Source organism: Ruegeria sp. I1 (assembly GCF_056532675.1).
Window position 1 is genome coordinate 1 of the sequence record NZ_JBQFNM010000013.1, and the last position, 24759, is coordinate 24759.

Annotated in this window: 23 protein-coding genes and 1 tRNA gene; 13 read left to right on the forward strand and 11 right to left on the reverse strand. The window is 54.3% G+C overall.

Features of this window, described 5'->3' with window-relative positions:
- Positions 1-223: 223 nt before the first annotated feature.
- Positions 224-1324, forward strand: a complete 1101-nt coding sequence (locus ACR0DH_RS18980) for a hypothetical protein (protein ID WP_480551561.1) — start codon at positions 224-226, stop codon at positions 1322-1324.
- A gap of 45 nt (positions 1325-1369) precedes the next feature.
- The gene (locus ACR0DH_RS18985; protein WP_480545321.1) at positions 1370-2185 is read left to right on the forward strand and encodes a hypothetical protein; all 816 of its coding nucleotides are present in this window, start codon (positions 1370-1372) and stop codon (positions 2183-2185) included.
- Between the two features lie 337 nt (positions 2186-2522).
- Here the strand turns inward: ACR0DH_RS18985 and ACR0DH_RS18990 are convergent, their stop codons facing one another.
- Positions 2523-3077: a DinB family protein gene (locus tag ACR0DH_RS18990; protein ID WP_480545323.1), complete on the reverse strand. Its 555-nt coding sequence runs from the start codon at positions 3075-3077 to the stop codon at positions 2523-2525.
- A 161-nt stretch (positions 3078-3238) separates the two neighbouring features.
- On the reverse strand, positions 3239-4138 hold the full coding sequence (locus ACR0DH_RS18995; protein WP_480545325.1) for a histone deacetylase family protein: 900 nt from the start codon (positions 4136-4138) through the stop codon (positions 3239-3241).
- Between the two features lie 1299 nt (positions 4139-5437).
- On the opposite strand from ACR0DH_RS18995, the gene ACR0DH_RS19000 reads away from it, so the two are divergent.
- Complete coding sequence (locus tag ACR0DH_RS19000; protein ID WP_480551563.1) at positions 5438-5626, forward strand: hypothetical protein; 189 nt, start codon at positions 5438-5440, stop codon at positions 5624-5626.
- Positions 5627-5847: 221 nt separating this feature from the next.
- Here ACR0DH_RS19000 and ACR0DH_RS19005 read toward each other — a convergent pair whose 3' ends face one another.
- Complete coding sequence (locus ACR0DH_RS19005; RefSeq protein WP_480551565.1) at positions 5848-6936, reverse strand: hypothetical protein; 1089 nt, start codon at positions 6934-6936, stop codon at positions 5848-5850.
- A 199-nt stretch (positions 6937-7135) separates the two neighbouring features.
- Here ACR0DH_RS19005 and ACR0DH_RS19010 point away from each other — a divergent pair, with 199 nt between their 5' ends.
- The 4 genes from ACR0DH_RS19010 to ACR0DH_RS19025 all read left to right on the forward strand — a co-directional run bounded on the left by ACR0DH_RS19010 (position 7136) and on the right by ACR0DH_RS19025 (position 11650).
- Complete coding sequence (locus tag ACR0DH_RS19010; RefSeq protein ID WP_480551567.1) at positions 7136-7759, forward strand: PepSY domain-containing protein; 624 nt, start codon at positions 7136-7138, stop codon at positions 7757-7759.
- Positions 7760-7796: 37 nt separating this feature from the next.
- The gene (locus ACR0DH_RS19015) at positions 7797-8456 is read left to right on the forward strand and encodes a response regulator transcription factor (protein WP_480545333.1); all 660 of its coding nucleotides are present in this window, start codon (positions 7797-7799) and stop codon (positions 8454-8456) included.
- Positions 8457-8533: 77 nt separating this feature from the next.
- Complete coding sequence (locus ACR0DH_RS19020; protein ID WP_480551569.1) at positions 8534-9784, forward strand: sensor histidine kinase; 1251 nt, start codon at positions 8534-8536, stop codon at positions 9782-9784.
- Between the two features lie 321 nt (positions 9785-10105).
- Positions 10106-11650 carry a ShlB/FhaC/HecB family hemolysin secretion/activation protein gene (locus ACR0DH_RS19025; RefSeq protein ID WP_480551571.1) on the forward strand — a complete coding sequence of 515 codons (1545 nt, stop codon included), beginning with the start codon at positions 10106-10108 and terminating at the stop codon, positions 11648-11650.
- 1472 nt (positions 11651-13122) lie between these two features.
- Here ACR0DH_RS19025 and ACR0DH_RS19030 read toward each other — a convergent pair.
- Entirely contained in the window at positions 13123-13758 is a 636-nt protein-coding gene (locus ACR0DH_RS19030) for a hypothetical protein (protein WP_480551572.1), read from the reverse strand.
- A gap of 31 nt (positions 13759-13789) precedes the next feature.
- Positions 13790-14317 (reverse strand): helix-turn-helix domain-containing protein, encoded by a 528-nt coding sequence (locus ACR0DH_RS19035; protein WP_480551574.1) that lies wholly within the window; start codon positions 14315-14317, stop codon positions 13790-13792.
- Between the two features lie 169 nt (positions 14318-14486).
- Here ACR0DH_RS19035 and ACR0DH_RS19040 point away from each other — a divergent pair, with 169 nt between their 5' ends.
- Entirely contained in the window at positions 14487-15050 is a 564-nt protein-coding gene (locus ACR0DH_RS19040) for a hypothetical protein (RefSeq protein ID WP_480551576.1), read from the forward strand.
- Between the two features lie 97 nt (positions 15051-15147).
- Here the strand turns inward: ACR0DH_RS19040 and ACR0DH_RS19045 are convergent, their stop codons facing one another.
- The 6 genes from ACR0DH_RS19045 to ACR0DH_RS19070 all read right to left on the reverse strand — a co-directional run bounded on the left by ACR0DH_RS19045 (position 15148) and on the right by ACR0DH_RS19070 (position 20990).
- A complete protein-coding gene (locus ACR0DH_RS19045; protein WP_480551578.1) occupies positions 15148-15954 on the reverse strand; it encodes a hypothetical protein in 807 nt (268 codons plus the stop codon).
- Positions 15954-17144: a tyrosine-type recombinase/integrase gene (locus ACR0DH_RS19050; protein WP_480551579.1), complete on the reverse strand. Its 1191-nt coding sequence runs from the start codon at positions 17142-17144 to the stop codon at positions 15954-15956. The genes ACR0DH_RS19045 and ACR0DH_RS19050 overlap by 1 nt, the downstream gene beginning before the upstream one ends.
- Before the next feature lie 148 nt (positions 17145-17292).
- Positions 17293-17369 (reverse strand) — tRNA-Arg (locus ACR0DH_RS19055).
- Between the two features lie 64 nt (positions 17370-17433).
- On the reverse strand, positions 17434-18816 hold the full coding sequence (locus ACR0DH_RS19060; protein WP_480551581.1) for an ATP-binding protein: 1383 nt from the start codon (positions 18814-18816) through the stop codon (positions 17434-17436).
- Between the two features lie 19 nt (positions 18817-18835).
- Positions 18836-20254, reverse strand: a complete 1419-nt coding sequence (locus tag ACR0DH_RS19065; RefSeq protein WP_480551583.1) for a dihydrolipoyl dehydrogenase family protein — start codon at positions 20252-20254, stop codon at positions 18836-18838.
- 4 nt (positions 20255-20258) lie between these two features.
- A complete protein-coding gene (locus tag ACR0DH_RS19070; protein WP_480545416.1) occupies positions 20259-20990 on the reverse strand; it encodes a TVP38/TMEM64 family protein in 732 nt (243 codons plus the stop codon).
- Positions 20991-21285: 295 nt separating this feature from the next.
- Here ACR0DH_RS19070 and rpmH point away from each other — a divergent pair, with 295 nt between their 5' ends.
- The 5 genes from rpmH (at position 21286) to ACR0DH_RS19095 (ending at position 24683) form a co-directional block, all read left to right on the forward strand.
- Complete coding sequence (gene rpmH, locus ACR0DH_RS19075; protein WP_005980833.1) at positions 21286-21420, forward strand: 50S ribosomal protein L34; 135 nt, start codon at positions 21286-21288, stop codon at positions 21418-21420.
- A gap of 26 nt (positions 21421-21446) precedes the next feature.
- On the forward strand, positions 21447-21872 hold the full coding sequence (gene rnpA / locus ACR0DH_RS19080) for a ribonuclease P protein component (RefSeq protein ID WP_480545353.1): 426 nt from the start codon (positions 21447-21449) through the stop codon (positions 21870-21872).
- A complete protein-coding gene (gene yidD / locus ACR0DH_RS19085) occupies positions 21869-22114 on the forward strand; it encodes a membrane protein insertion efficiency factor YidD (RefSeq protein ID WP_480545355.1) in 246 nt (81 codons plus the stop codon). Before rnpA ends, yidD begins: the two co-directional genes overlap by 4 nt.
- Positions 22115-22171: 57 nt before the next feature.
- On the forward strand, positions 22172-23065 hold the full coding sequence (gene ttcA / locus ACR0DH_RS19090) for a tRNA 2-thiocytidine(32) synthetase TtcA (protein WP_480501777.1): 894 nt from the start codon (positions 22172-22174) through the stop codon (positions 23063-23065).
- Between the two features lie 64 nt (positions 23066-23129).
- Positions 23130-24683, forward strand: coding sequence for a putative bifunctional diguanylate cyclase/phosphodiesterase (locus ACR0DH_RS19095; protein WP_480551585.1), 1554 nt, complete (start codon positions 23130-23132; stop codon positions 24681-24683).
- Positions 24684-24759 lie beyond the last annotated feature (76 nt).

Consider the following 24759-nt stretch of genomic DNA (forward strand, 5'->3'; position numbering starts at 1 on the left):
GCCGCCGGTGCCTGAAACCATCGTCCAGATGGACCAAAGGCCGATCATGCACTAACAATCAAATTGGACCACTCAAGTGGGGCTGATCAAGTTTTGTTGCGGGTACACTATACTCCTCGCGAAAAATAATCTGAAGCCGCCTGAATCGATTACTAACAAATTGGCGTGTATTTGGAGCATTATGCTGTCGCGTAAATTTATTTAGAGCGGAGCACCATTTGACATGTCGAATCTAAATTGGAATGCGCTTTTCACTGGGCTTGTTCGAAATGAGGCTCCCTCGCTCTGGGGCAATTGGACTCTGAACAGTTCGGTCCAACCAGGTATGATGGGCTTCCTTGATGCGACCAGCGGAGATTTTACATCTTATGGACTAATCGACTCCCCGCAACTAACTGCAAAACCGTACAACTCCCACTGGAACATGACAACTAACGGAGTGACTAAAACAGGGAGTGAGGTGAAGATAAGTGGACGTCATGATCCGACCACAAATACAACTGTTGAAGTCGAAGCGGAGGCTAAGTGGTCGTTTAGCAATTCCCAAGATATGATGTCCAAGTTCCAGCCATCGAAAAAGGTTCTCTTGCAAGGCCCAAAGATCAGCAGCGGTGTGCAAATTGCAAACAACATGGATTTAATAAAGTCCACCGCAAGCGCCAACAACTACACGCAAAATGGCCAGATCACACAGGGCTTCGGGGTTATCACTCAGGTGATCTATGCAGAGGCAGGCATGAATGTTGGGTCAGCGTCAACCAACTCCAGCTTTTCGATGTCGGCGTCGGTCGATGGAATGGCAGGGATGACGGACAGTGATAAATCGAAGGCCAGCCTCAAAGGATCATACTTTTCAGAAAACAGCACCGGAACCATATCCTCGCATCTTTGGCCAGCTTCTTCGGATGAAATCTCATCGGTTGATGCACCGATTGCATTCAAATTCGCCACCTTCGTCGGCGACAACTTATTGGTTCCGCTATGGGTGAATCGCCTGAACTACTTTACTCTGTACTTCGACAATCAGCACGGCGGCACTTACATCGTGAATGTCTCTGTGACTGGCTTGATTCCCGGGAAAGATGGGATGCAGCCTTTGGGCGGATGCCAGGTCTCCGGTGGATCAAGTAAAGAGGTCACCAATATTCCTCTGAACGTTACAAATCTTACCGCTACACTATCGTTGGAATCCGGCCCAACATTCGCACCAAATTGGCCAACTCCACTATCGTTGATCCCGACAGGAGAAGCATGGATAGACATTTACGGCTATTCTGGTGGGCCACCAGCGCACATTAAAACACACGTCGTCCCTCCACCGTAGGCTACACCCTCTGATGATCCAAGAACATTGTGATGAGAATGGACAATGAATTTTGATGTAACCTACCCGCAAGGAATGCCTCAAGGCGCGCAAGCTGCTTTTGCCCGCGCTATAGCTACATGGGAGGCCACAAACCTTCAGTCCAATATCGATATCAAAGTCAATGTGCAGTGGAATCTACAATTGGGAGGCCTATTGGGAATGTGCATTCCCGGTGGCCACGAGAACTTCAACAACGCTCCGCGCCAAGATACTTGGTACACCAGTGCGTTAGCAGACAAACTCGCAGGCGCCGATTTGTCAGCGCAAAACCTGTTCGATATGGAAGTCATCTTTGGTCAGCAGAACTTCTACACAGGCCAGGGTCAACCTGCACAGGACCAGTACGACCTGGAATCAGTTGCCCTTCATGAAATCTGTCATGGTTTAGGGTTTGTTGGGCTATTTTGGGTCGCCGACGTGAATGGGAATAACTTTGGCTCTTACGGAAACAATGCGGTGCTTGGGGCAATTCCACCAAATCTGAACCCCCAAGTAAGCCTTCCTGCAAACCTGAACGGTCATCCCAGCGCTTTTGGCGTTCTCGTTGAGGATGCACAGGGCAATGAGCTTGTCGGGAACCACTATGCAAACAATTCTCAGCCACTTGCCGTGGCGCTCACCTCAGGAAGTTTGCGTATCCGAACCGGTCTGAACCAGACCTATCCAATATATTCACCAAACCCGTTTCAACCGGCATCAAGTGATGAACACTTTCGGCCTCCACCAAATTCCTTGATGGTCCCAGATAGAAACTCAGGAACGACTTTTCGGAACATAGATCAGCCGGTACTGAACGTCTTGACGGCGATCGGTTGGTAGCTGCTCAATCAAAGGTAACCCGCTTTTCCGATCTTGCCATCGATAAATCCAAATTCTTACAACTAGATGGCAACTGCTTGTTAGCTGGGGGAGAATCTAGGGGCAGGTCAAACCATAGAGTTCGACTTCCCGAGGAGCAACTATACTTTCTATATAAGTACCTCATAGTAAAACATTAAAATTCAAAAACTCAAACAAATACCACTAAATATACCACACTGAGGTTAGACACTCGCGATTCAAAGCCAAAGGCTTGAATGCAATGGGACGCACGATAAGAAATGTATAACAGACACTCATTTAGAGTAAAGCGAAGGCCTTCTTCGAGCCCAAACTGTCAGTCCCAGATGTCTTTTTCCGAGGTGCTCATCTGCTCCAAGTCAGGTGCACGCAGTTGTCGATCTGGCTCCCAAGCGAGATAAAACTCATCAAGCTGAGGCGGTGCGACGCTCGTCGCTGATAACATAGAGTGGACTTGTCCACGATGGTGAATTTGATGCTGGATAAGATGTAGAAAAGTTCTGTCAAAGCGCTCGGTCTGAATGTTGCCACCGCGTATCATCTCGACAGGCTTAGCTCCTAGGTCAGTACTTGCATCTGAGCAGGTAGACACAAAGCGTTGGTCAATTTTTCGCTGTTCTTCAATGAGATTACCTATGTTGGGGCAAGGTATGCGATTGTCGAAAGCGCTTAGGCCAATGCACCGACCTTCCAACGCGGAAACGTAGAACCAATCTACAATCAGAATGTGATTGAGGGTGGCGATGATCGAGCCAAAGAAGCTCTCTCTTTCCTTTTCAAGTTCGCTCTTTGATAACAAAGAGCAGGCGACCCCCAGCCTATGGTTCGCCCAAGCATTGTTGTAGGCTTGTACACAAAGTAATTTGTTCATGTATTGTTCTTATCTTTGTCATCAAATCTTGTCTATGCTGTAAATGTCAACTTCGTCCGCTTTCCCTACATCTGCACAAAGCTCGGCATCCGTGAATTTGGGCTCAGTGCGGACCATCGATACACAGTTAGAATGACGAACCACAAAGATCATATCTGTTGTCAAAATCGGTGAAGTTTCTTTGCGACCCGGTAGGTATTGGCATAGGCCGTGACGGAAGCATCGATTGGGTCGGCATAGCCACCGCCGATTGCCATTGAAACTGGGATGCCACGGCCTTTGCAGGCGTGTAGAACGGCCCGATCGCGCTGGATGAGGCCATTATGGGTCAACGCAAGCCGCCCTAGCCGGTCTTCTGCCAGCGGATCAACACCTGCCTGGTATAGAATGAGGTCGGGGCGAAATTCGAATACGGCGGGCAAGTGGTTGGTTAAGGAGCGTAGGTAGTCCTCATCGCCGGTGCCATCTGGAAGGGCAACATCGAGATCCGCCGGAAACTTCCGGAACGGAAAATTCTTTTCGCCGTGCATCGAAAAGACGAAGACCGATGGATTGGCAGCGAAAATCGCGGCGCTGCCGTCACCCTGATGAACATCAAGATCAATGATTGCGACCCTTTCGGCCTTGCGAGTCGCAAGCAGGTGGAGCGCCGCGACGGCCTGATCGTTGTAGACGCAATAGCCAGATCCAAACGTTGGATGGGCATGATGCGTGCCACCAGCGAGCTGCCCCGATATACCGTACTCATGAGCTGTCTCAGCAGCGGCTATTGCGCCACCGGCCGTTGCGCGAACGCGCCTCACTAATTCCAGGCTCCACGGAAAGCCAATCCGTTTCATGGCTTTTTCTTCGAGTTCCCCGATTTCAAACTGCGCGACAAATCCGGCGGCGTGCGCGCGCCTTATTGATTCATCGCTGGCTGGCAAAGACTCTGCCAGCTGCGCCTCCTGAAGAATACTATCTTTCAGCAGTAGCTTATGGAGCATCTCGTACTTGCCCTGCGGAAAGCGATGTCCGGAAGGCAGGCTAAGAGAGGAGTTTTGAGGTGCGTAAAATCTCATGACTTCGGTGTATTGGAGCTCAGGCAACGCGCCAGCGTACAACCGACCTCAGAACAGATCTTCAATAACAGTCCCCGATGGCATTGTGGTTCAAATTGTGCGTCGATTTGCAGGAAGGTGACAGTTGATATCTTATGAGATTGTTCGATGTGCTGGACTTTGCTTTCGTTCCGGCTGCGGCCTCGAAGATTCGCTCACCAGCCATTTGTCGACATCAAGGGCGAATGAGTGACTCGTCCTTTTGGAAGGCCTTGCTGTAAAACTTTGACTTTCTAGCTTCTTTAAAATTTTCTCGAGCATCCAAAAAAATCGTAAATCAATGATCGGTACGTAGCAACGCTGCTCAGGCAACGTTTAGTGCTTTTCGGAGTAGCGCTGCAGCCATTACAGGATGGCGTCATGATCTGTGACTAGTTCTTGGGCTAGACCGTCGCAGAACCGGAGGAGCGCGGCTGCGTTCAATGCGTTTGACCCCACCAGAACCGGCAGATGACCGGTTTGAGCCCGTTGTCTCTTGTCGTGGTTCGCGTCCGAAAGGCCTGATACCAGGCATATTTGGTCTGAGAAGAAGGCCGTTAGTTAAGTATATCAGCTATGGCGCCTATCAGGTTCAACACCTCGTGCGTCTCTCGGTTCACCTGATAAACATAGTCTCCAGCACGCACATAGTAGCCGTTTCGCCGTAGTCCATATCGGCTGGGATTGTCGATAGGTACGTACCCATCGTAGATGTAGTCCCCAACCCGATATCGTTTTACTTGGCCTGGCGGCACGCATGGAATTGCTTTTTTGGCCAAGCCAGGTGGACAATGTCCCACCTTCGATTTCACGAGAACAGGCTGCACTGCGGTATGTGAACTAATAAGTAGTCCAAGCCCAAGGGTCTGTAAGTCGAAACTCGCACCCGCAACCGGCGCAGTCTGAATGGCAGACAGTGTTACCGCGATTACTAAAGTTGTTTTCATCTTTTGGGGCCTCATTTGCTTTAAAATTTTAAGTATGCTTCCGGTCACGGTTTGCCTAACCCATAGGCGGAGACTGGCTTGCGGCTAGCATCTTTGGATCTGAGGCGATGGTTCGACTGATGCATCATCCTCACCTAGCGACCTTCCAAACCGTTAAGTTAAAAGGTGGCAATCGAACGGTCCCACAACCAGAGAATTCATTTGTTTTTATTCCGTAAACAATATTAACCGAACATGAACAGCATATTCTCGGTGCGTTCAACCACGCTGAGTCATAGTCCCTGAATTGGATCGAACGACATGTGTATCGTTTGACGAAAACAAGGGGAACAACATGGTCAAGCCTGCCTTTGTGACTAAAGACTGTGGCACACCAGCTGCAATGCAGACCTCCGGCAAAGCTGCCGACGAGCGTCTGCAAACCTTGATCAATTCGAGCAATGACCGCTTCCCTCCTATCGAAAATGCACTAACCGAAATCACCAAAAACATGCGGCTCTCCGAGGCTCGTCAGGACGCCTGAAGGCAGATCAGTTGACCCCCCCGAACAATTCTCGATATTCACCCTAAACATCAGAATTGTCCCCCGATCCCACCCCATCATTTGGGGTGGGATTTGTTTTGGATGGGCGACACTATCACCAGAAAACGCGTTTCAGCTTCAGAAATCGTCAAAACATCTCTGGGCGCGCCTACGGTCGGCACGCCCAAAGTGTAGATCAACAAGGGCCTAAAGGCTTCGGGTTATAATCCCAAAAGGGCTTTGACCTGTTCTTCGACGGCGTCAGTTACAGGTTTGTTGGCCGCCGCTTCCAACGCTTCGCGCTCGGCTAGATCCTGTTCTTCAACAAGCTCTGTCAGTTCTTCCACCTCTTCGACCGCGTCATTGTAATCGATGGCAGCCTGTCTTTTGTCGCCCAGGTCTTGCGCTTCATCAATTGAGGCATCCAAAGCGGCCTGAGCCTCTTCAAGCTGCGCTTCGATGTTGGGATCTGTTCCGCCCGCTTCAGCCAAGGCCTGTTCAAGCTCTTGTACTTTGTTCTGGTTTTCTTGAACTTCAGACAGCGCAGTTTCCAAATCATCTTCGATATCTTGCAATGGGCGCTCCGGTGGCTCCAGCCCCGCTAAAACCTCTAGCTGCTCGACCAGATCCTCACGTAAGGGTTCACCGGCCAACACCGTGTCTCGGTAGGTGGCTATTCTGCCAACGCGCGAATTCGGCGCAGCATTGGCCAGTGCAGTGGGGCTGGCGTTGGCAGCATTCAGCGCGCCCAGTTCCGATGGATGGGCACCAAGCAACGCGGCCATACGATTGCCCTTAGCACGAGATACGGGGCGCTTTGACTCGTCCACAATGACAGTCTGCGCTGAGGATTTTGGTGCCTTGGTCTTACGGGTCCCGTGCGTTTTGTTAGCACCCGTCGCGGCGGCTTCTGTTTTACGCGCTTTCTTTTTCCCACCGAACAGATCTTTCAGAGAGAACCCACCGCCTTTTTTCTGACCAACCCCGGCAGAGCGAGACTTTGTTTTTCCTGATCTGGAATTTCCGGCCTTGCTTCCGCTGGCGTCCTTGCCAACCGTGCTGTGATCTCCGCCAGATCCCTTCGCCCCGTTGCCGTTCCCACCGCCATTACCGTTGCCGTTTCCACCACCGTTGCCATTGCCGTTTCCGCCGCCGTTACCATTGCCGTTCCCACCACCCTTGCCGTTGCCATTGCCTTGCTTTGCATAGGCAAAATCAGGAGCTGCAACAGTGGTCACAATGGCCGTCGAACCCAAAAGGGCAATCGCTATTGTCGAGGCTTTCAACAGTCCGCACTTGGTGATGTTCATCTCAATCTCCTAAAAAACTCACAGCAACAGCTATCGAAAAACTGAACCTAGATGCCGTGTTCTGGCCGTTTGATCCATGTTCGAATCAACAAGGCTGGACTTCATTTAACTTGAGCGTGCTTGAACGCAGGGCTAACTGCTTGTTCATCGCCGGTTCACATCCGGCCCTGTAGTCTCGGCCCAAGAGTATGAGGGTTCTATGCAAACCAAAGCTTTATTGTTGGTTGCAGCGTTGCTGAGCGCCTTGTCCGGAGGACAAGCGGTGGCCGAGGCGCGCGAACTCAAACAGTCTGAACTGCGCATGGCAACTCTGTCGGGAAGCGCAATCCGGTTGAAACGTGTCATCAAAGGTGTCGAAAAAGCCATCGGTGGGACCCCCGTTGATGCACGCGCCTTCCAAACCGACAAGATTTACTATCGCATTCTGGTCAAGAAGCCGGGCGGAAAGATCGTCAGCGTAATTGTGGACGCCCAAACCGGCGCCGTCGTGTCGAATAATTCAAGTGTCGGACGCGAAATCTCCAAAGCCGCACGCTCCACAGCCTCCAAGTCCAAAAGCAGTATTGGTCAAAGCGCCTCTGCGACTCGCGGGAACAGCACTAGCCGTGGCAACAGCAATGGCGGCGGAAATGGTAACGGCAATGGCGGAGGCAATGGCGGAGGCAATGGCGGAGGCAATGGCGGCGGTAACGGCGGAGGCAATGGCGGCGGTAACGGCGGCGGCAATGGCGGCGGCAATGGCGGCGGCAATGGCGGAGGTAACGGTGGCGGCAACGGCGGTGGTAACGGCGGCGGCAACGGCAATGGCGGCGGTAAGAAATAGCGTGAAGCTGACCGCGTTTTAGATATAGTCTCCGAATATGCGAATTCTCCTTGCTGAAGACGAACCCCAGCTTTGTGAACAAGTCAAAAAGCTGTTGGGCTCCGAGGGCCGCGTGGTCGACGTGGCAACCAATGGTACGGATGCCCTGCATCTGGGGTCGACTGAACCTTATGACATGATCATCCTCGACATCGGCCTGCCCGAACGCGACGGTATCTCGGTCCTGCGGGAATGGCGTAACGCGGGCGTCAAAACCCCGGTCTTGATCTTGACGGCCCGAGATGGCTGGAGCGAACGTGTCGACGGTCTGGATGCGGGCGCAGATGACTATATGACAAAGCCATTTCACATGCCTGAACTGGCCGCACGGGTGCGGGCGATCTTGCGCAGGCAAAGCGGTCAGCTGAACCCTGTAATCGAAATGGGGAACGTGGTGTTAGACACTAGAAACGGTCGGGTCAGCGTCGGAGGAATCCCGGTCGATTTGACTGCGCAGGAGATCGCGGTGCTCACTTATCTTGCGCATAATATCGGTCGGATGGTGTCGCGTACAGAATTGTCCGAACACATCTACGAATATGACGGCGACCGGGACTCCAACACAATCGCTGTATTCGTTACGCGTCTGCGCAAAAAACTGGGCTCTGATTTGATCACAACCGTCAGGGGACGGGGCTATATGATTGATCCTGCCTAATGCTGTCGTTACGCCAACGGGCCTTGCTCGGAGGTATCGCCTCGGGTGCGTTGTCTGTAGGCGTTGGTACGCTGGTGGTGTTTTCCTACATCAATGCGCGCGTCCTGGATCAGTTCGACAGTGCGCTGCAAGACCATCATACGCAAGTTGTCGTTGGCCTAAGTGCGACTACGGATGACCCTGAAACCTTGCGGCAGTTTGTATTCGACCCGGCCTATGGTACGCCCTACTCAGGGCGGTATTGGCAAGTAACAGACGGTACTGGCGCCATCTATACCTCTGCCTCGCTTTTTGACGAAACGATTTCCGAGCCTCCGCGCGCAAGTGGCGAAACAATCATTTGGAACACTACAGGTCCGGACAACGAGGCCGTTCGCAGCGTCTATCAAAAAATTACGTTCGAAGACGGAACGGAGTGGGGTGTAACTGTCGCCGAAAGCAGGAGCCAACTGATCGACGAACGCAGTGCCGCACAAAGATACCTGCTCTCGGTTTTCGGATTGATCGGTTTGATCGGAGTGGCCAGTTCACTTTTATTGATGTCCGCCATTATTGGCCCCCTCAGGAAGTTGCGTGCCGATGTCGCTCATCGCTGGGATCGGGGTGATGAATTGGTGCCCGCAGACTACCCGGATGAGGTTTCGCCTCTGGTAGAAGACCTCAATAAACTGCTGCATCGAAACCGAGAGATCGTCTCCGGTTCGCGAAGGCAGGCAGCGGATCTGGCGCACGCTCTGAAAACGCCGACAGCCATCTTACGAAACGAATTGGCGGATCTGTCTGAAGCCGGCGTACACACAGAGCCTGCGGAAGAGGCGTTATCTCGAATTGACGCTCAGCTTGGCCGTTCGCTCGCGCGCATGCGTGCTTCAAACACTGGAGAGCTAACCCATTCTAGGACAGACCTGTCGAACTCGGTCGAACGACTGTCCCGGCTATTCTCGGTTATGGCGGAACGCGAGGGGAAGACCCTGGTGTCAGACAACGAGGCAGGTCTTCTTGTCCGCATGGATCCTCAGGACATTGAAGAAGTGATCGGAAATCTCCTCGACAATGCGCTCAAGTGGAGCCGAACAACATTCCAAATCACTGTGAGGCGAACGGAAAGCGGTATCGAGATTTGCGTTGAGGACGATGGGCCTGGAATCCCAGAACATGCCAGACTTGAAGTCCTTCGTTCCGGCAGTCGGCTGGATACCTCTGTCAAGGGAACAGGTTTGGGTCTGTCTATCTCGGTCGATTTATTGGCTGCATATGGTGGGAAGCTAGAACTTAGAACATCGGAGCGCCTAGGTGGCTTGGCTTGTGAAGTGACGATTGGCCCCTGAGAACAACGTACTGTTTTCGATCTCTGGAAGCCTCGGTGCAGTTCTTTAAAATTTGTAAACCTCCGTCTGAATAAACTACAAACGCTTTCAACAAACACTACAAGCGCGATGCCAATTCGAGCGTAGCGGGCATCAACTAGAGCCAACAGCTTAGGTCCCGCCAGTGAGCAGCTTTCTATTAAACAGCATAAACTCACTCAAAATGTTATGTGTTCAAAAAGCATCAACAACAATTAAACTCAAATGCTTCTAAGTTGGTCCCTTCTAACCTCGTATTAGGATTGGTTGCAAATAAGCTCAGTCATCTTAAGGTTGTCGATAATGCGCCTATTCAACTCGGTTGTTTTTACGGTGTTATGCACTTTCGTGGCCGTGATATCCGTGTCGAAAAACAGTATTGCCCAAACCTGGGACATCGCATCCCAGCACTCTGTCAGCGGTGTAACGGTGTACGATACCGATGAGCTGTTAACGTTTGCCGGTCAGTTGGCCTTTGATCGGTCGGGGCGCATCACGGCGGCGGAGGTCGCATCAACGATCACGCAGATCTACCGAGAAGACGGTTACTTCTTGGCTGAGGCGTGGCCTGGTCCCGATGGGCAGAGCATAGTTGTTGATGAAGGGCGTATTCAAACCATCGAAATTGAAGGTGTAGATACACGCACGTTCCAAACCCTAGAAAAGATCTTTCGCCCCCTCACTACAGCATATCCAATAACTCTTAAACGATTTGAGCGTGCGGTTATGTTGGCCGAGGACATACCCGACTTGGACGTGTCGACCGAACTTGACTACCCGGACCAGGGTGGTGCGCGGCTGAGAGTATTGGGAGACCCTCTACTCAAACAAGCCGGCAGCGCGACACTCGACAACCCTCCGCGTGAGCTTGGAGAAGCGCTCAGTTTCTATATCGTACAAGAATATTATTCGACGCTGACCGTCGGGGATTTGCTGCGATTTGAGGGGTCAGGCAACTACAATTGGGACAAAGACGACGAACACTCTTTGTGGGGCGCTGTTACCTATCGCACGCCGCTGAACAGCAATGGTCTGTACGGTGAGATTTTCTACGGAAACATAAACGCAAAACGTGACCTCTCGGGGGATTTTGCAAGAACAGATGTTGATGGCGAGAACTTCACCCTCGCGTTGGGATACCCCGTGATCCGCGATGTGGCTCGCTATGGGTATCTTCTGCTGGATTATCGCGTTTCCGAAGCGGACTCAGTCAGTGGCGGTGTTCCACTATCCAGTGACGCGAGTGTCGTTGGCCTGACATATCTCTACGGACAAAACTATCCAAAAGGACAGGCTCTGGAAGCGGGGCTAACCCTATCTTTTGGCGATAATGACAACGACACGACGGACGCAAATTTTGACGATGGAGATTCTTCATTCTGGCATCTGCGGGGCGGCATCGGATACGAAAGCCCGCTAACGAGCTTGTCGCCCAACACAGCTTGGCGCAATGAGATTTGGGGGCAGTACACAACCGACCGGCTGCCCTCGGTCGAGGAGTACTTCCTTGGTGATCGTTATGCTTTGCGTGGATATCGGTTTGACGAAGTGGATGGTGATTCAGGGATATCCGCGATTTTCGAAGTGTCTCACTCCTACTTTCCGAGTTCCCAAAGCATTCATCGCTTGACGCCCTTTGTCTTTTTCGACGTGGGTTACATCTCGAACAATGACCCTGCGAGTTTTGAAGTTGATAATGCTACACTGGCCTCGACAGGTCTGGGTTTAGACATTGAGTTTAAGCAAAACCTAATCCTGTCCGGATATGTCGGTGTCCCTTTGAGAGACGGTCCCTTGACCGACTCTGGCGATCCTGGCGCGTATCTTGCTCTGACAACAAGTTGGTGAGGATGTTATGAAACGGAACCGCATTGCAATAATTGCCGCAGCTTGTTTGGTCGCTGAGCTGGTCGCTACGCAGGTAGTTGCCCGCGGCAATCATTATGGGTGGTGCCGTGGTGTAGGGAACCCGCACCAATCGAGCCAAGGATGTGGGCAAGCTGGCGGGCAAGGGGCAGGCAACCAAATTACCGGTCCAACGCAGCCGGTGGCAAATCAGTTGCCACCTAAGGGAACGCAGCAAACACCCACGTCAGTTACTGTGCCGGTCCTAGCGCCTAGCGCGGTCCCGAATGCAATTCCCGGTCGGGTTCCAATCGCGACGCCGATAGCGGTTCCCGGTCAAGTTCCAACACCCGTCGCAGCGCCGACCCTAGTTCCGCCTTTGGTGCCAAATCCGACGCCAAACCGGGTTCCGACAGCCGTTCCCAATCAGGTTCCGCCATTGGCTACCGGGCCTACTGCTGTGCCGCCGCAAGTTCCGACTGCAACCCCAAATCAAGTTCCGATAGCTGTTCCTGGCCAGGTCCCGCCTCAGCCTAGTGTGCCGCCCCTTGTGCCAACGGCGACACCCAACCAAATACCAGTCGCCGTTCCTGGTCAGGTGCCGCCTCAGCCTACCGGTCAATCTGCTGTGCCACCGCTTGTCCCAACCGCGACCCCAAATCCGGTTCCCACAGCGGTTCCCGGCCAGGTTCCACAGTTAACGCCAAGACCTACGGCAACTCATGTCGCCGTCCCCGGACATACGCAGCCACAAGGCGTCGTGACAATCATGCGCCCAAGGCCGAGGCCGACAACAGGTACTGTTCAGCAACCTGGCCCAACACAAGTGACTCACCATTCAACCTACCAAAGCAGTTCAAAGAAACACGATCACGTCGCAGCAACGCCCGGACGGCATGACCCGCACGATCTACCGAGATTCCGCAACACAGCGGCCAAGGAAAACTGGGAATGCGTTGCCAGCGGATTTGGACAGCGCCGGTATGATGCTGGTCGAGGCGTATTGCTGAGCAACGGAGCGTCACGGCACCTTGGAAACGTTGACGCAATGGCACGGGATGTACCTGCACGGCATCCAAAACACTCTGGATGCATCATTTCGGTTAAACGAAAGCAGCGTTAAATCCAGCTTTGTACGGCTGATTTCAAAGTAGTCATCTGGCTGGTTTCGGTTAACGTGAGCATAGCCTTATCACAATTCTCTACTAACTCAATTGAGTTGCTACTCCAGTTTTCGTCCCCATTGGATCAAGTAGTTAACGGCTTTGCGGGCCTGGTTCGCGCTCTGCGACCGTTCCCCATGTTTCCATGACGGATGGCTTGGCCCAGCAGCATGCCCACCTCTGGCCCCATGCATGCGACAAACACTCCAACCTTGAACGGCGGGGGCACGGCACCGCTTGCCAGTGGACTTGGCTGTGGCGGTGCATCTGGGCGCATCATTGAGTCTTTTCGTAGGGTCCATGAGGTTATCGTCATTTTTTGTCATCCGACCGCCCCCCGTTTTGGACGTTGCCGACAATGGCCTGCCCACCTTCTTTGACCTCGACGCGTTCGACGCGGACGGTCTGATCTGCCTTGGAGCGGTACCGTTTCAGGGTTTCAATCTGGCTCGCGAAGGTCCGCGCAAGTTTATTCAGTGCCCTTTCAGCCGAGTCTTGCTGAGGGAGGGTTTCGACGTGATTGAGCCTGCGCGCCATCATCATCGTCGCCTGGTGGATCGCGCCCATTTGAATGGCCAGCATCGCTTCGATCTCATCCTCTGGCCGGATACCTGCAACAACCGACATCACGAAATTGGATGCGGTCTCGGAGACTGAGCTGCCTTGTTGTCCGAGCACAGCCACCTGGTCCATGACACCTTCGAAGAACCGGTAATCCGCCGTGCCGAGCTCATACATGGCCAAGGCACATGCCGCCTTTGGGTCTTTTCCCTTGTGCCCAACCGTGAGCCTGCGTGTATCTTCATCGAAGTCCAACTGGATGTCCGGTGCCCGAACGCGCGATTTCTTCCGTTCCCTCAGATCGACAATCGCATTGGTCTCCGCATCCGTGAGGTTGAAGCCCTTTGTCTGCAGATCGTTGCCTTTGTCTTTCTGTGTCTTGCTCATGTCCGCCTCGCGTAACAGGGAGTGGTTAGTATTAGTGTTCCGATTCAGAACCGATGGACCGACGCAAAATCGATCTGACGGGTTCTGATTTGGAACCATGGAAAGTCTTTGGGTTCTCGAACGGAACCACAGAAGTTGCTGACGGGTCCGTCTCAGAACCGCGTATTGTTTTTTCGGGCTGCCAGAACCGCCAGTCATTGGTGGCTGCTTTCTTGCCGGATCGGGTCTGCGTCGCCTTGGTCGTCAGCCGCCATTCGTGGGCGCGACGGTGATACCAGTTGCCTTCCTGCTTCAGCACGAGGAAGCCTTTGTCCTGCAGATCGTCGAAGGCACGCTGAACAGTGGCCTTGCCCAATCCCAGGATCTCTGCCGCCTCGTTCATCGACAGGAACACTTTGCCGTTGTTGCCGCCGTTGAAGCGGGTATGAAGCTCCAGCCAGAGCTTCACAGCAGGCCCAGACAACGCTCGCCACGCCGGGGACTTGATTATGGCGTAGGGCAGATAAACGAACTGGCCCTCATCCGACCGTTTGCCTTTGGGAGACCGCCGCCTACTCATCGCGACACCTCCGCTGGAAACGCGCGGGCAATGCATCCAGTTCAGGAATGTCACAGCCGATATGCGCCCGGACGAGTCGGGTGAGGCTGGATTTGGATACACAGTACCCGAGCGTGTCCCACGCCGCTCCCCCGGTCGGAAATTGGGGTCTCTGGCGCTGAAACAGCCATTGGATACCGTCCCGGCATACGGCGACGCGATAAACACCGTAGCGAAAGAGTTCACCGCTGTAGTTCTCAGCAGTTTCCCGATGATCGGTTCGCGAAAGAGGGCCAGTGTGCGGCTCCCTGTCGTGACCGGCATTGATCGACTTGGAAATGGACATTTCAGCCATGCTCAATCCGTCCTTTCCGCACGATCACCCGTTCCACCGAGTGGCTCAGGGGCGACCAGTAGTACCGGCGTTCGTTTTGTCTTGTCGGCACAGGGCATCCTGTGGCATCAACTGGACTTGCTAGGGTGGCAGTTGATGTCACTGGAAAAGCCCCATCTCCACGCTTGGAGTTGGGGTTTTTCATTATGCAGCCTCGTTGTTGGGATCGGTGCGCCGGGCCGTCAGCCAGGCGTTCAGATCGGCGCCGTGATAGGCGATCCGCCGACCTATGCGGATAAAGGCCGGACCACACATGCGGTGGCGCTATTGAGCCAGCTTTTCGCGGTTTCCCAGCAATTGCATTTCAGGGTCTTCTGGGAAATAGACCCGGTCGTCATTGAAGACGTTTGCCATCGTTGAAATCCTCTTGGATCAGTTGCGATGGCACTAAATTGGAACCATTTTCCCCTAACGAGCTAGTCGGGGAAAAATGAAAAGTTTGGCCCCAGTCTTCCCCCTATTTTTTCCCGGGGGGATTCGACGCCGCGTCGCGCCAGTCTCGAAGTGTTTTAGGTGAAGGCCGCTGCCCGGTCTGGTTCTCTAGTCGGTTTTGGACTTGCGTCCAAGACAACGATCCTTTGTCGTTCCCCATCGCGGCGAAGGCGGCTCTTGCTTTTTCCAATGATGGTCTGCCTCGTTTAGAGGTTGGTCTTTTCTCCCGATTGAATGCCACCAAGGACAAGCAATCCTGTGCCGTTTTTGGTATATCATCCTCTACAACGCACAGGCTCCAACCTTCAAACGATCTGACCCTCTCAGCAATTGGCAGAACATAGTCGGGATCAATCAGGTCGTTCTCGATCAAAAATTCTTTGGAAAATCTGTCCCAGCTTTTCGCAGAAATTAGGTACGATGGGTACTCCAAGAAAATCCACTGAGAGTCGTGGTTGTTTCTAATAAATTCTGGGAACTCCTCTGCCTCATAATTCAAGTCGAGGAGCTCAAGGAACAGATTAGAGCCCACCATTTTTTTACCACTCGGCGAACAAAGATAAAATCGGTCCGTTCCAAACAAAAACAACTTGAAAACGTCTTCTATAACGTATTCGAAGGCTGACGCACCAAAGTGCGTCGGCGCCGGAGACACGGAACCATCAGGTTCTCTCCGATCGCGAAGATAGGGTACCCCGTCTACATCTTCGTATTCGTACCCTAGTTCCCTACAAATCTCATGAAAGACGTTTCTGTTTTCCCAATAGGAGAGTATTTCACCAAACTTCCCTCTTAATTCGAGTAAGCTAACTGTGCCGATCGGGCTGAACATCAGTTCGAAGCCCTTTCTGTGCGCTCACATACGTAATTGCACCAAGTATTCATCATTTCCCGTCGCCTTTCTAACAAATCCGTTCGCGCGTAGGCCCGCTCCACGTCTGACCCAACCTGATGGGCCAAGGCCGCCTCTGCCAGTTCGCGTGGTGCACCTGCAGCTTCCGCCGCCCAATCTCGAAACGAGCTGCGAAAGCCATGCACGGTAACGCCATCCTGTCGCATCCGGCGCAGCAGCATCAGCATGGACATGTTTGACAGGGGCTGATGCCGCTTCTGCCCCTCGAACACATAGTCAGAGGCCAGCGCGCGCAGCGGTTCCAGAATGGCCAGCATTTCGTCGGTGAGAGGCACGCGATGGACCTGACCACCTTTCATGCGCTCCGCTGGTATGGTCCACAGGCGCGCATCGACATCAACCTCGGGCCACTTCATCTCTAGCACCTCTGAGGTTCGGCAGGCGGTCAGAATGGTGAACTGCAGCGCCTTGGCGGCCATGGCTGAACGGGTCTGTAGCTCGGCATAGAATGCGGACACTTCCTGCCACGGCATCGCGTCATGGTGCTGGACCTTGGCTTTGACGGTTGGCAGCACTTTACCTTCGCGGATAGCGGTCACCGGGTTCTCGCCCGAGCGGAAGCCCTTGGACTTTGCCACATCGAGCACCGTCTTGATCCGCTGCGACAGTCGCTTTGCGGTTTCGTGTTTCTCGGTCCAGATGGGGGACAGGCACATCAACACTTCGGGCTGATCAATGCTGTCGACTGGCATGCGCCCGATCTTTGGGAACGCATAGTCGCGCAAGGTGTTGAGCCATTGCTGGCCGTGTTTGGCATTCTTCCATGTTGGCAGGCGGTCAATGTGAACTTGTCGGCTGAGTTCCTCAAAGGTCGGGATTTCACGCTGGGCGTTGAAACGCGGGTTCAGCCCGGACTTTGCCATGCGTCGATATTCGAGGGCTCTTTCTCGAGCCTGGTTTAGTGTGACGACATCAGCGCCACCTAACCCGAAATCCGTGCGCAGCGGAGCGCCCTTGCGGTTCTTCTGTCCTTTGACCGTTACACGCACGATCCAGCGCCGTGCACCCGATGGATCAACAACAAGGTACAAGCCAGAGCCGTCACCATGCCGACCAGGGCCAAGATTCTCAACCAGCTTCTTTGTCAGCTTCCCGCCGAGTGCGGACATGAAAATACCACAAAATATACCACTCAATGAAAGCATACTTGTGCTATCGGATAAAATCCAATGAAACCCACCAGCGTGGCTATGGCCATAAAACACAGAGGTTTATACAACCTAGTGCGTCTCACCAAGATTTTGGAATATCACCAAGTGGCGGACCGAGGAGGATTCGAACCCCCGACCCCTTGATTCGTAGTCAAGTACTCTATCCAGCTGAGCTATCGGTCCGCGTTGGTGAGGCGCTATTTAGACCCGGCACGGTGGACGTGCAAGTCGATTCTGTAAAAAATCCTCAAAAAGTCTCGTCTCCGCGGGGCAGCCTTATTTCAAAGGTCGTTCCATCGGGTCCGGTGTCTTTCAGCACCAGATCCCCGCCATGGCCGCGCACCAGTTCCTGCGAAATTGCAAGACCTAGGCCAGATCCGCCTTTACGCACACCACCCTCAAACGGGGTGAACAGGTTTTCACGCGCTTTGGGCGGCAGGCCGGGTCCTGTATCGCTGACTTCGATGCACCAGGTGCTCTCCAGCTCGCACCCCACGATGACGATCCGACCCGGTTTTCCAGAGGCGACCAGCGCCTGTCGCGCATTGCGGACAAGGTTCATGATGACTCGGTACAATTGCTCAGGGTCGGCACGTGCGACCAAGTCGTCCGGTACTTCGTTCACAATCTCGACACAGGCATCGGCCACCGCCAATTGCTCGCTTGCAGCCACGTCCGCAGCAATTTCGCGAACCTTGACCATGTACAGTGTCGGTGCGGGTTCTTCTGCACGGCCAAAAGCCAGTGTGCTTTCGCACAGGGAAACCGCTCGGGTGATCGAGTTGACCAGCTTCGGCGCCATGCGTTTGACCAACGGATCATCGCTCGCCTCAATCCGGTCTGTAAAAAGCTGCGCCGACGTCAGAATATTCCGCAAATCGTGGCTGACCTTAGCCACGGCACCACCCAATTGTGCCAATCGTTCGCGCTGTTTCAACGCCTGTGTCAGGTCCGTTTGCAACATCTGCAAGGCTTCTTCCGCCTCCCGCAGCTCGGTCACTTTCGAACTTGGCGAGATGATGCCACGCGCATCCTCGGGCGCGCTAGCATAGCGCTGCATATAGCCGACAACACTTTTGATCGGACGAACAAGAACAATACGTACTGCGAGAAACAACAACGACGCCGTTATGATCGAGATCACGAATGACAGGCCAAGGATTCGAAGACCATAGTCCACCATCGCCATCCGCAAGGGCGCGCTTTCCATGGTCACTTCGATCAACAAACCAGCCCGTTTGACAGGTTCGCCGATCACACGGATAACTTCGTTTTCGACGGTGAATATCCGGGTCATCGCGTCACGGATCAGAATCCAGGGGCCTGCATCCCGCAGATCGTAAGTATTGGTGATCTGCTCAGGGATGGGTGAGGACAGCATCAACTGCCGAACCTCATCACGCCTGAGCACGACATTATAAACACCCGCGTTTTCCAGCAGTTCGGCCTCAAGCTCATCGGCAAGCATGTCGTCGGCCAATAGCGCCAGAGATGCGATCTGTGCGCGCTCCAGCCGGTTTAGCAGAAAGTCTTCCCGGAAGCGCGCGATTGACGGGACAAAGATCAGGATTTCGGCCAGCATCACGAAGACCGTCGTCAAGATCAGGAAACGGCCCGACAGAGAGTTCAATTGACGCTCCTTCTTTGTGTCAGGGAATCCAGCGCTGGACGAACCTGACCACACGTTTAACTGTCTGATTCTCAAACAGCCTCGGCGAGAAATAAGCACCCGCGACGCGTTTGTTAAGCTCTCCGATCGTCGGATAAGGCGAAACCATCGCGGCGATCTGACCCATCTTGAGATTATTGGCCAGCGCCAGAGACCACAAGTTGATCAACTCTCCGGCCTGATGTCCCACGATTGTTGCACCAACCGGGCGGCCTTTGACGACCATCACCTTGATGAAACCCTTGGTCTTTCGTTCAGAAATCGCGCGGTCATTATGGTGATAGTCAAACCGGGCAATTTCCATCGCCTCACCATGTTGTTCGCGGGCTTGCACCTCTGTCAAACCGACCTGAGCGAGTTCCGGGTCGGTATAGGTTGCCCAAGGAATATGCGCTGTTTTGGCTTTTGAGGGCAGTCCGAACAAAGCTGACCGAATAATGATGCCAGCATGATACCCTGCAACATGAGTAAATTGCAGCCCACCTGCGACATCGCCAATCGCATAAACCTTGCGGTTGGTCGTGCGTAGAGCGTCGTCAACCTGGATACCGGTGCGTGTTCGGTCGATACCAGCAGCCTCAAGGTTCAGACGATCCACATTCGCCTTGCGCCCGGCAGCCATCAACAGATGGGTGCCTGAAATGATATCGCCGTTCTCAGTCACAACTTCGATCTTACCGCCCTCACCACGTATCTGAGCGACCATGGCTTGCTCGCGGATATCGATGCCTTCTGCCCTCAAGGTGTCCACAACCACGGCCGCAGCCTCAGGGTCATCCTTGCTCAGCGCCTTCATGCCTTCGATCACTGTAACTTTGCAGCCAAACCGGATATGCGCTTGCGCCATTTCCATGCCGATAGGCCCTCCACCGATGATCAGCAGATGGTCCGGTTTGTCGCGCAGATCGAAAACGGTCTCGTTGGTATAATACGGCACATTTTCCAAACCGGGGATCGGAGGGACCAACGGAATTGACCCGGTCGCAATCACAACACGGCGCGCGGTGATCACGGTGTCCCCGGCCTGCACCTCGGTTGGCGACAGGAAGGTGCCAAACTCTCGGATGACTGTCACGCCAAAGCCCTCGAACCGCTCCTGACTGTCCATCGGCTCGATCTGAGAGATTACATCATGAACGTGATCTTTCGCTGCACCATAGTCGACCTGAGGCACAACATTCGCCACTCCAAACGACGTGGCGTGCCCCTGCGCGTGAGCCGCTTTACCACTTGCGATCAGCGCCTTTGACGGGACGCAGCCAAAGTTCAGGCAGTCACCACCCATCTTGTGGCCTTCCAGCAGGATCACGTCGGCCCCCATCTGTGCAGCTCCTGCGGCAACTGACAACCCGCCCGATCCGGCTCCGATCACCAGGATATCCGTCTTCACTTTCTTCATGCGTTCAGGTGTCCTTTTTGCCGCGCAGGGCTTTGATCACAATTGGCAACGCGGCCAGCACACAAAGACCGATGATCGGGCCGATCACAAACGGTTCCCACAAAAGGGATACATCAGGCGTTTCACCCCGATCAAACACACCGCCCAGCCCGACGCCGATCCACGTGTACACGATCCCGCCCGGAATAATCCCCAGCGCTGTGGTGATCAGGAAGTTACGAAACTTTACGCCGACCAATGCGGGCACCAGATTGGCGACAAAGAAAGGCACAACTGGAACCAGCCGCAAGAGGAACAGCACAGAAATCTCGTTCTCGCGCAGCCCGTCTTTCAGCTTTTTGACCGTGCCTTCCGAGGATTCCAACCGCGCGGTCAGTGATTCACCCAAACCCCAACGGGCGGCCAGGAAAATCGCCGATGCGCCAATCGTCGCCGCGAAAACGTTGAAAACCGTTCCCGCGAACAAGCCAAACAGGAAGCCACCGGTCATAGAAGCCACGGCTGCACCGGGCAAGGAGAAGGCCACAATCACGATGTAGATTGCGATAAAGGCACCGGCCATGGCCCAGTAATTTGCATCCCGCCATGCCAGAAGCGCCTCACGATTATCGCGCAAGGTCTCAAAGCTGAGGTAATCGCCAAGCGTGAAGAACCCCAGCGCTGCGACCGTAAGGATCACCAGCAGTGGAATATGGCGCGCAACGCCGCTGCGCGGGGGCTGGGTCGTTTCACTCATAGGCTCATCCGGCTTGATCTGTTTCATTCTGACCCCAACATGCGTTGCCCGACCGCCAAACGACAGGTCCCTCACGCGGCCTTGAACTATGTGGCAGGGAATGTGAGAGTTTCGGGTGCAAAACCAGGAATCTGAAACCTTTTCGACGGCCCGGTTACAGAATTGTTGCAAAAGGCGTCAAAACCCCTGTCTTGGGGTTTGACTTACCCCCCGCTTAGCAGTAGAGGACGGGCTTCGAACACTAGGGCCAGGCGAATCCGCGCCGCACCCACCGCTATAGATTGGAGACGGAGCGATGAAACGCACCTATCAGCCTTCGAACCTGGTTCGCAAACGCCGCCACGGTTTCCGCGCGCGCATGGCCACCAAGGCCGGCCGTAAAATCCTGAACGCGCGCCGCGCACGTGGCCGCAAGTCGCTGAGCGCGTAAACCGCTCGACCTGTCAGGTACTGAACATGACGCCGCCGGAGGCCCCTGAGGTTGGTAAGAACCACCCCCGGGAAAAGCCCCCGGCGGCTTCTGTTTGCGCGCCAGTATCTTTGACTGCACTTAAGAACCGGCCTGATTTCCTGAAAGCCGCGCGCGCGCGCAGGCAAGGCACATCGTCGATGATGGTACAGGCCCGCAAGCGCGCGCCGGACGAAGCACCCGGTATTCGGGTTGGGTTCACCTGTTCCAAGAAAGTTGGCAACGCTGTCGCCCGAAACCGCGCCAAACGGCGCTTGCGCGAAGCAGCGCGTGCCATTCTGCCCACCCGAGGTCATGACGGGTGGGACTATGTGCTGATCGGACGCGCCGATGTCACCGGGTCCTGCCCCTATGACTCTCTGCTGAACGATCTGAAATACGCGCTGCGCAAAATCCATGGCACGGGCAAATGACCTTTCTGGCTCATATCATCGCCCTGCCCGTCCGGGCGTATCGGTTGATCTTTAGCCCCTGGGTTGGCTTCAACTGCCGCTATCAACCCACTTGTTCTGCCTATGCGCTGGAAGCGCTGGAAAAGCACGGGGCGATTAAGGGGGCATGGCTGGCCGCGCGCAGAATCGGGCGGTGCCATCCCTGGGGCGGCGACGGGTACGATCCGGTTCCAGAGTGCCAGGCGTGTAAAGACAAAACCTGATGCTCAAAACCTGGCATTTATCTTGCCGGGGTTCCTCAAACTCTTTAGGGCAGGTCCATGTTTGACGAAGCAGATGATATCCACCCGCTTTTCGCTGGCGCGCCCTCGACCACCGAGTTCAAGAAACTACGCAAGCGTATTGTGCGCCAGACCCGTGAAGCCATTGAACACTACGGGATGGTGAACCCCTCTGCCCATGACAAGGACGGCAAGCCGCCCCGGTGGCTGGTCTGCCTGTCCGGAGGCAAAGACAGCTACACCCTGCTTGCAGTTCTTTATGAGTTGAAATGGCGCGGCCTGCTGCCCGTCGATCTGCTGGCCTGCAATCTGGATCAGGGGCAACCCGGTTTTCCCGCCACCGTCCTGCCTGAATTTTTGGAACGCATGGATGTACCCCACCGGATCGAATATCAGGATACCTATTCGATCGTAGTCGATAAAGTCCCGCAAGGCCGTACATATTGCGCGCTGTGTTCTCGCCTGCGTCGCGGCAACCTGTATCGCATCGCACGCGAAGAAGGGTGTTCAGCCGTTGTGCTGGGCCATCACCGTGACGATATTTTGGAAACCTTCTTCATGAACCTGTTCCATGGCGGTCGTTTGGCCACTATGCCGCCCAAGCTGGTCAATGAAGAGGGTGATTTGTTCGTCTTTCGCCCACTGGCCCATGTGGCCGAAGCGGATTGCGAGAAATTTGCCAATGCAATGCGCTACCCGATCATCCCCTGCGATCTGTGCGGCAGTCAGGACGGGTTGCAACGCCAACAGGTCAAACAAATTCTCGATCAATGGGAAAAGAACAGCCCCGGTCGGCGGCAGGTCATGTTCCGCGCCCTGACTAATGCCCGACCGTCGCACCTGCTGGACCCCAAACTGTTCGATTTTGCAGGGCTTTCTTTGGATCCGGACAAAAAACCCGAAGATTTGGGTGAAATTCCGCATCTGCGTTAACGGCTGACTCAGATTGGTTTCATACGGTCGGGGCCTGTGATCATCTCTCAGGGCCTGGAAACCGATGCGGAACCTACCTTCTTTTGACCGTCTGTCGCGTAGCCTCGCGTCGCTGCTGAACTCCCCATCTGCTCTCGCCTTCATTCCCGCACTCAGCCTTGGTGCGTTCTGGATCGGGGGTGAACGTGCGCTTGTCGCCGCCGCTTTGGGCCTGCCGTTGATCGCCGCGGCAGTCGGCCGGTTTGGGTCAAAGGCTGGTGGGACGTTTGGAACTCACCAAGCAGGTGGTCTTCTCACCAACGACCGCTTCGATGCAGAGTTGGAGGCGGTCTTTCAAGGTTCAAAACAAAGCGGGGAAATGTCCGCTTGTATTGCCATTGCGCTCGACGATTACACACAGCTTCTTGACCTGCATGGCGAGGCCGCGACGAACCTGATATCGGAGCAGGTCTGCAATCGCATTCTCTCGGTCATTCGCAGCCAGGACTTTGTAACCCGGTTGGCAGGCAACAGGATTCTGATTGCTCTGCGCCCAGCGCAGCACCTGGATCTTGAGGCCTGTATACAAATGGCGGGGCGCATTCAGTCAGCCATCGAAGATCCGATACCGCTGAACGGCACCGGCATCTATGTCTCGTGCTCCATAGGGTTCTGCCTCAGTTCAGGCGAACCTAACGGGACCCCGGAAATGTGGAAGGACGCCGCCAACAACGCCTTGATCGAGGCGCAACAGAATGGCCCATCCACGATTCGCGCCTATTCGTCGGATACACGCCGCCGGTCGCGCATTCGTACCAATCTGAAAAAAGAGTTCGAGACCGCGCTGAACAGCGGCGAAATCCGCCCATGGTTTCAGCCTCAAATCTCTACCGATACCGGCAAGGTCACCGGGTTTGAAGCGCTGGCAAGATGGGAGCATCCGCAAAAAGGCGTATTGGGCCCGCACGTGTTTCTGCCCTTTGCGGAACAGGCCGAGATGATGGAACGTTTCGGACAGACCATCCGCCATCATGCGTTCAAAGCCATGCGTGACTGGGATCGGGCCGGAGTAATCGTGCCGCGGATCGGCATTAATTTCTCATCGGATGAGCTGCGAGACCCCGGCCTGATCGATCGCTTAAAATGGGAGATGGATCAATTCGACCTCACCCCAGACAGGCTGGCGGTTGAAATTCTGGAAACTGTTTTTTCCCGCAGACCCGATGACGTAATCACGCGGAATGTCACCAGCATGGCCGCGCTTGGATGCTGTATTGATCTGGACGATTTTGGCACCGGACATGCCTCAATCGCGTCGATCAAGCGGTTTCAGGTCTCCCGGATCAAGATCGACCGGTCCTTTGTTGCCAAATCCGATCAAGACCCAAGCCAGCAACAGCTTGCAAGCGCGATCCTGACCATGGCGGAGCGCCTGAAGGTTGAAACCCTGGCCGAAGGTGTGGAAACCCCAGGGGAACACGCCTTGATGGCACAGCTTGGTTGCAACCATGTTCAGGGCTTTGGCATTGGGAAACCCATGCCGTTCGAGAAAACACTGGATTGGATTGCCGCGCATCGCAACAAGGTCAACGGTGTTCCGAAGATTGGCCGGCAAACGGGATCACAAGGCGGATTTTAAGCCCTATATGGATGATCCGTGACGAATTGACAGCCGATTCCGCTTGACCTTTGGGCCTGCACTCTGTTGAACCCTG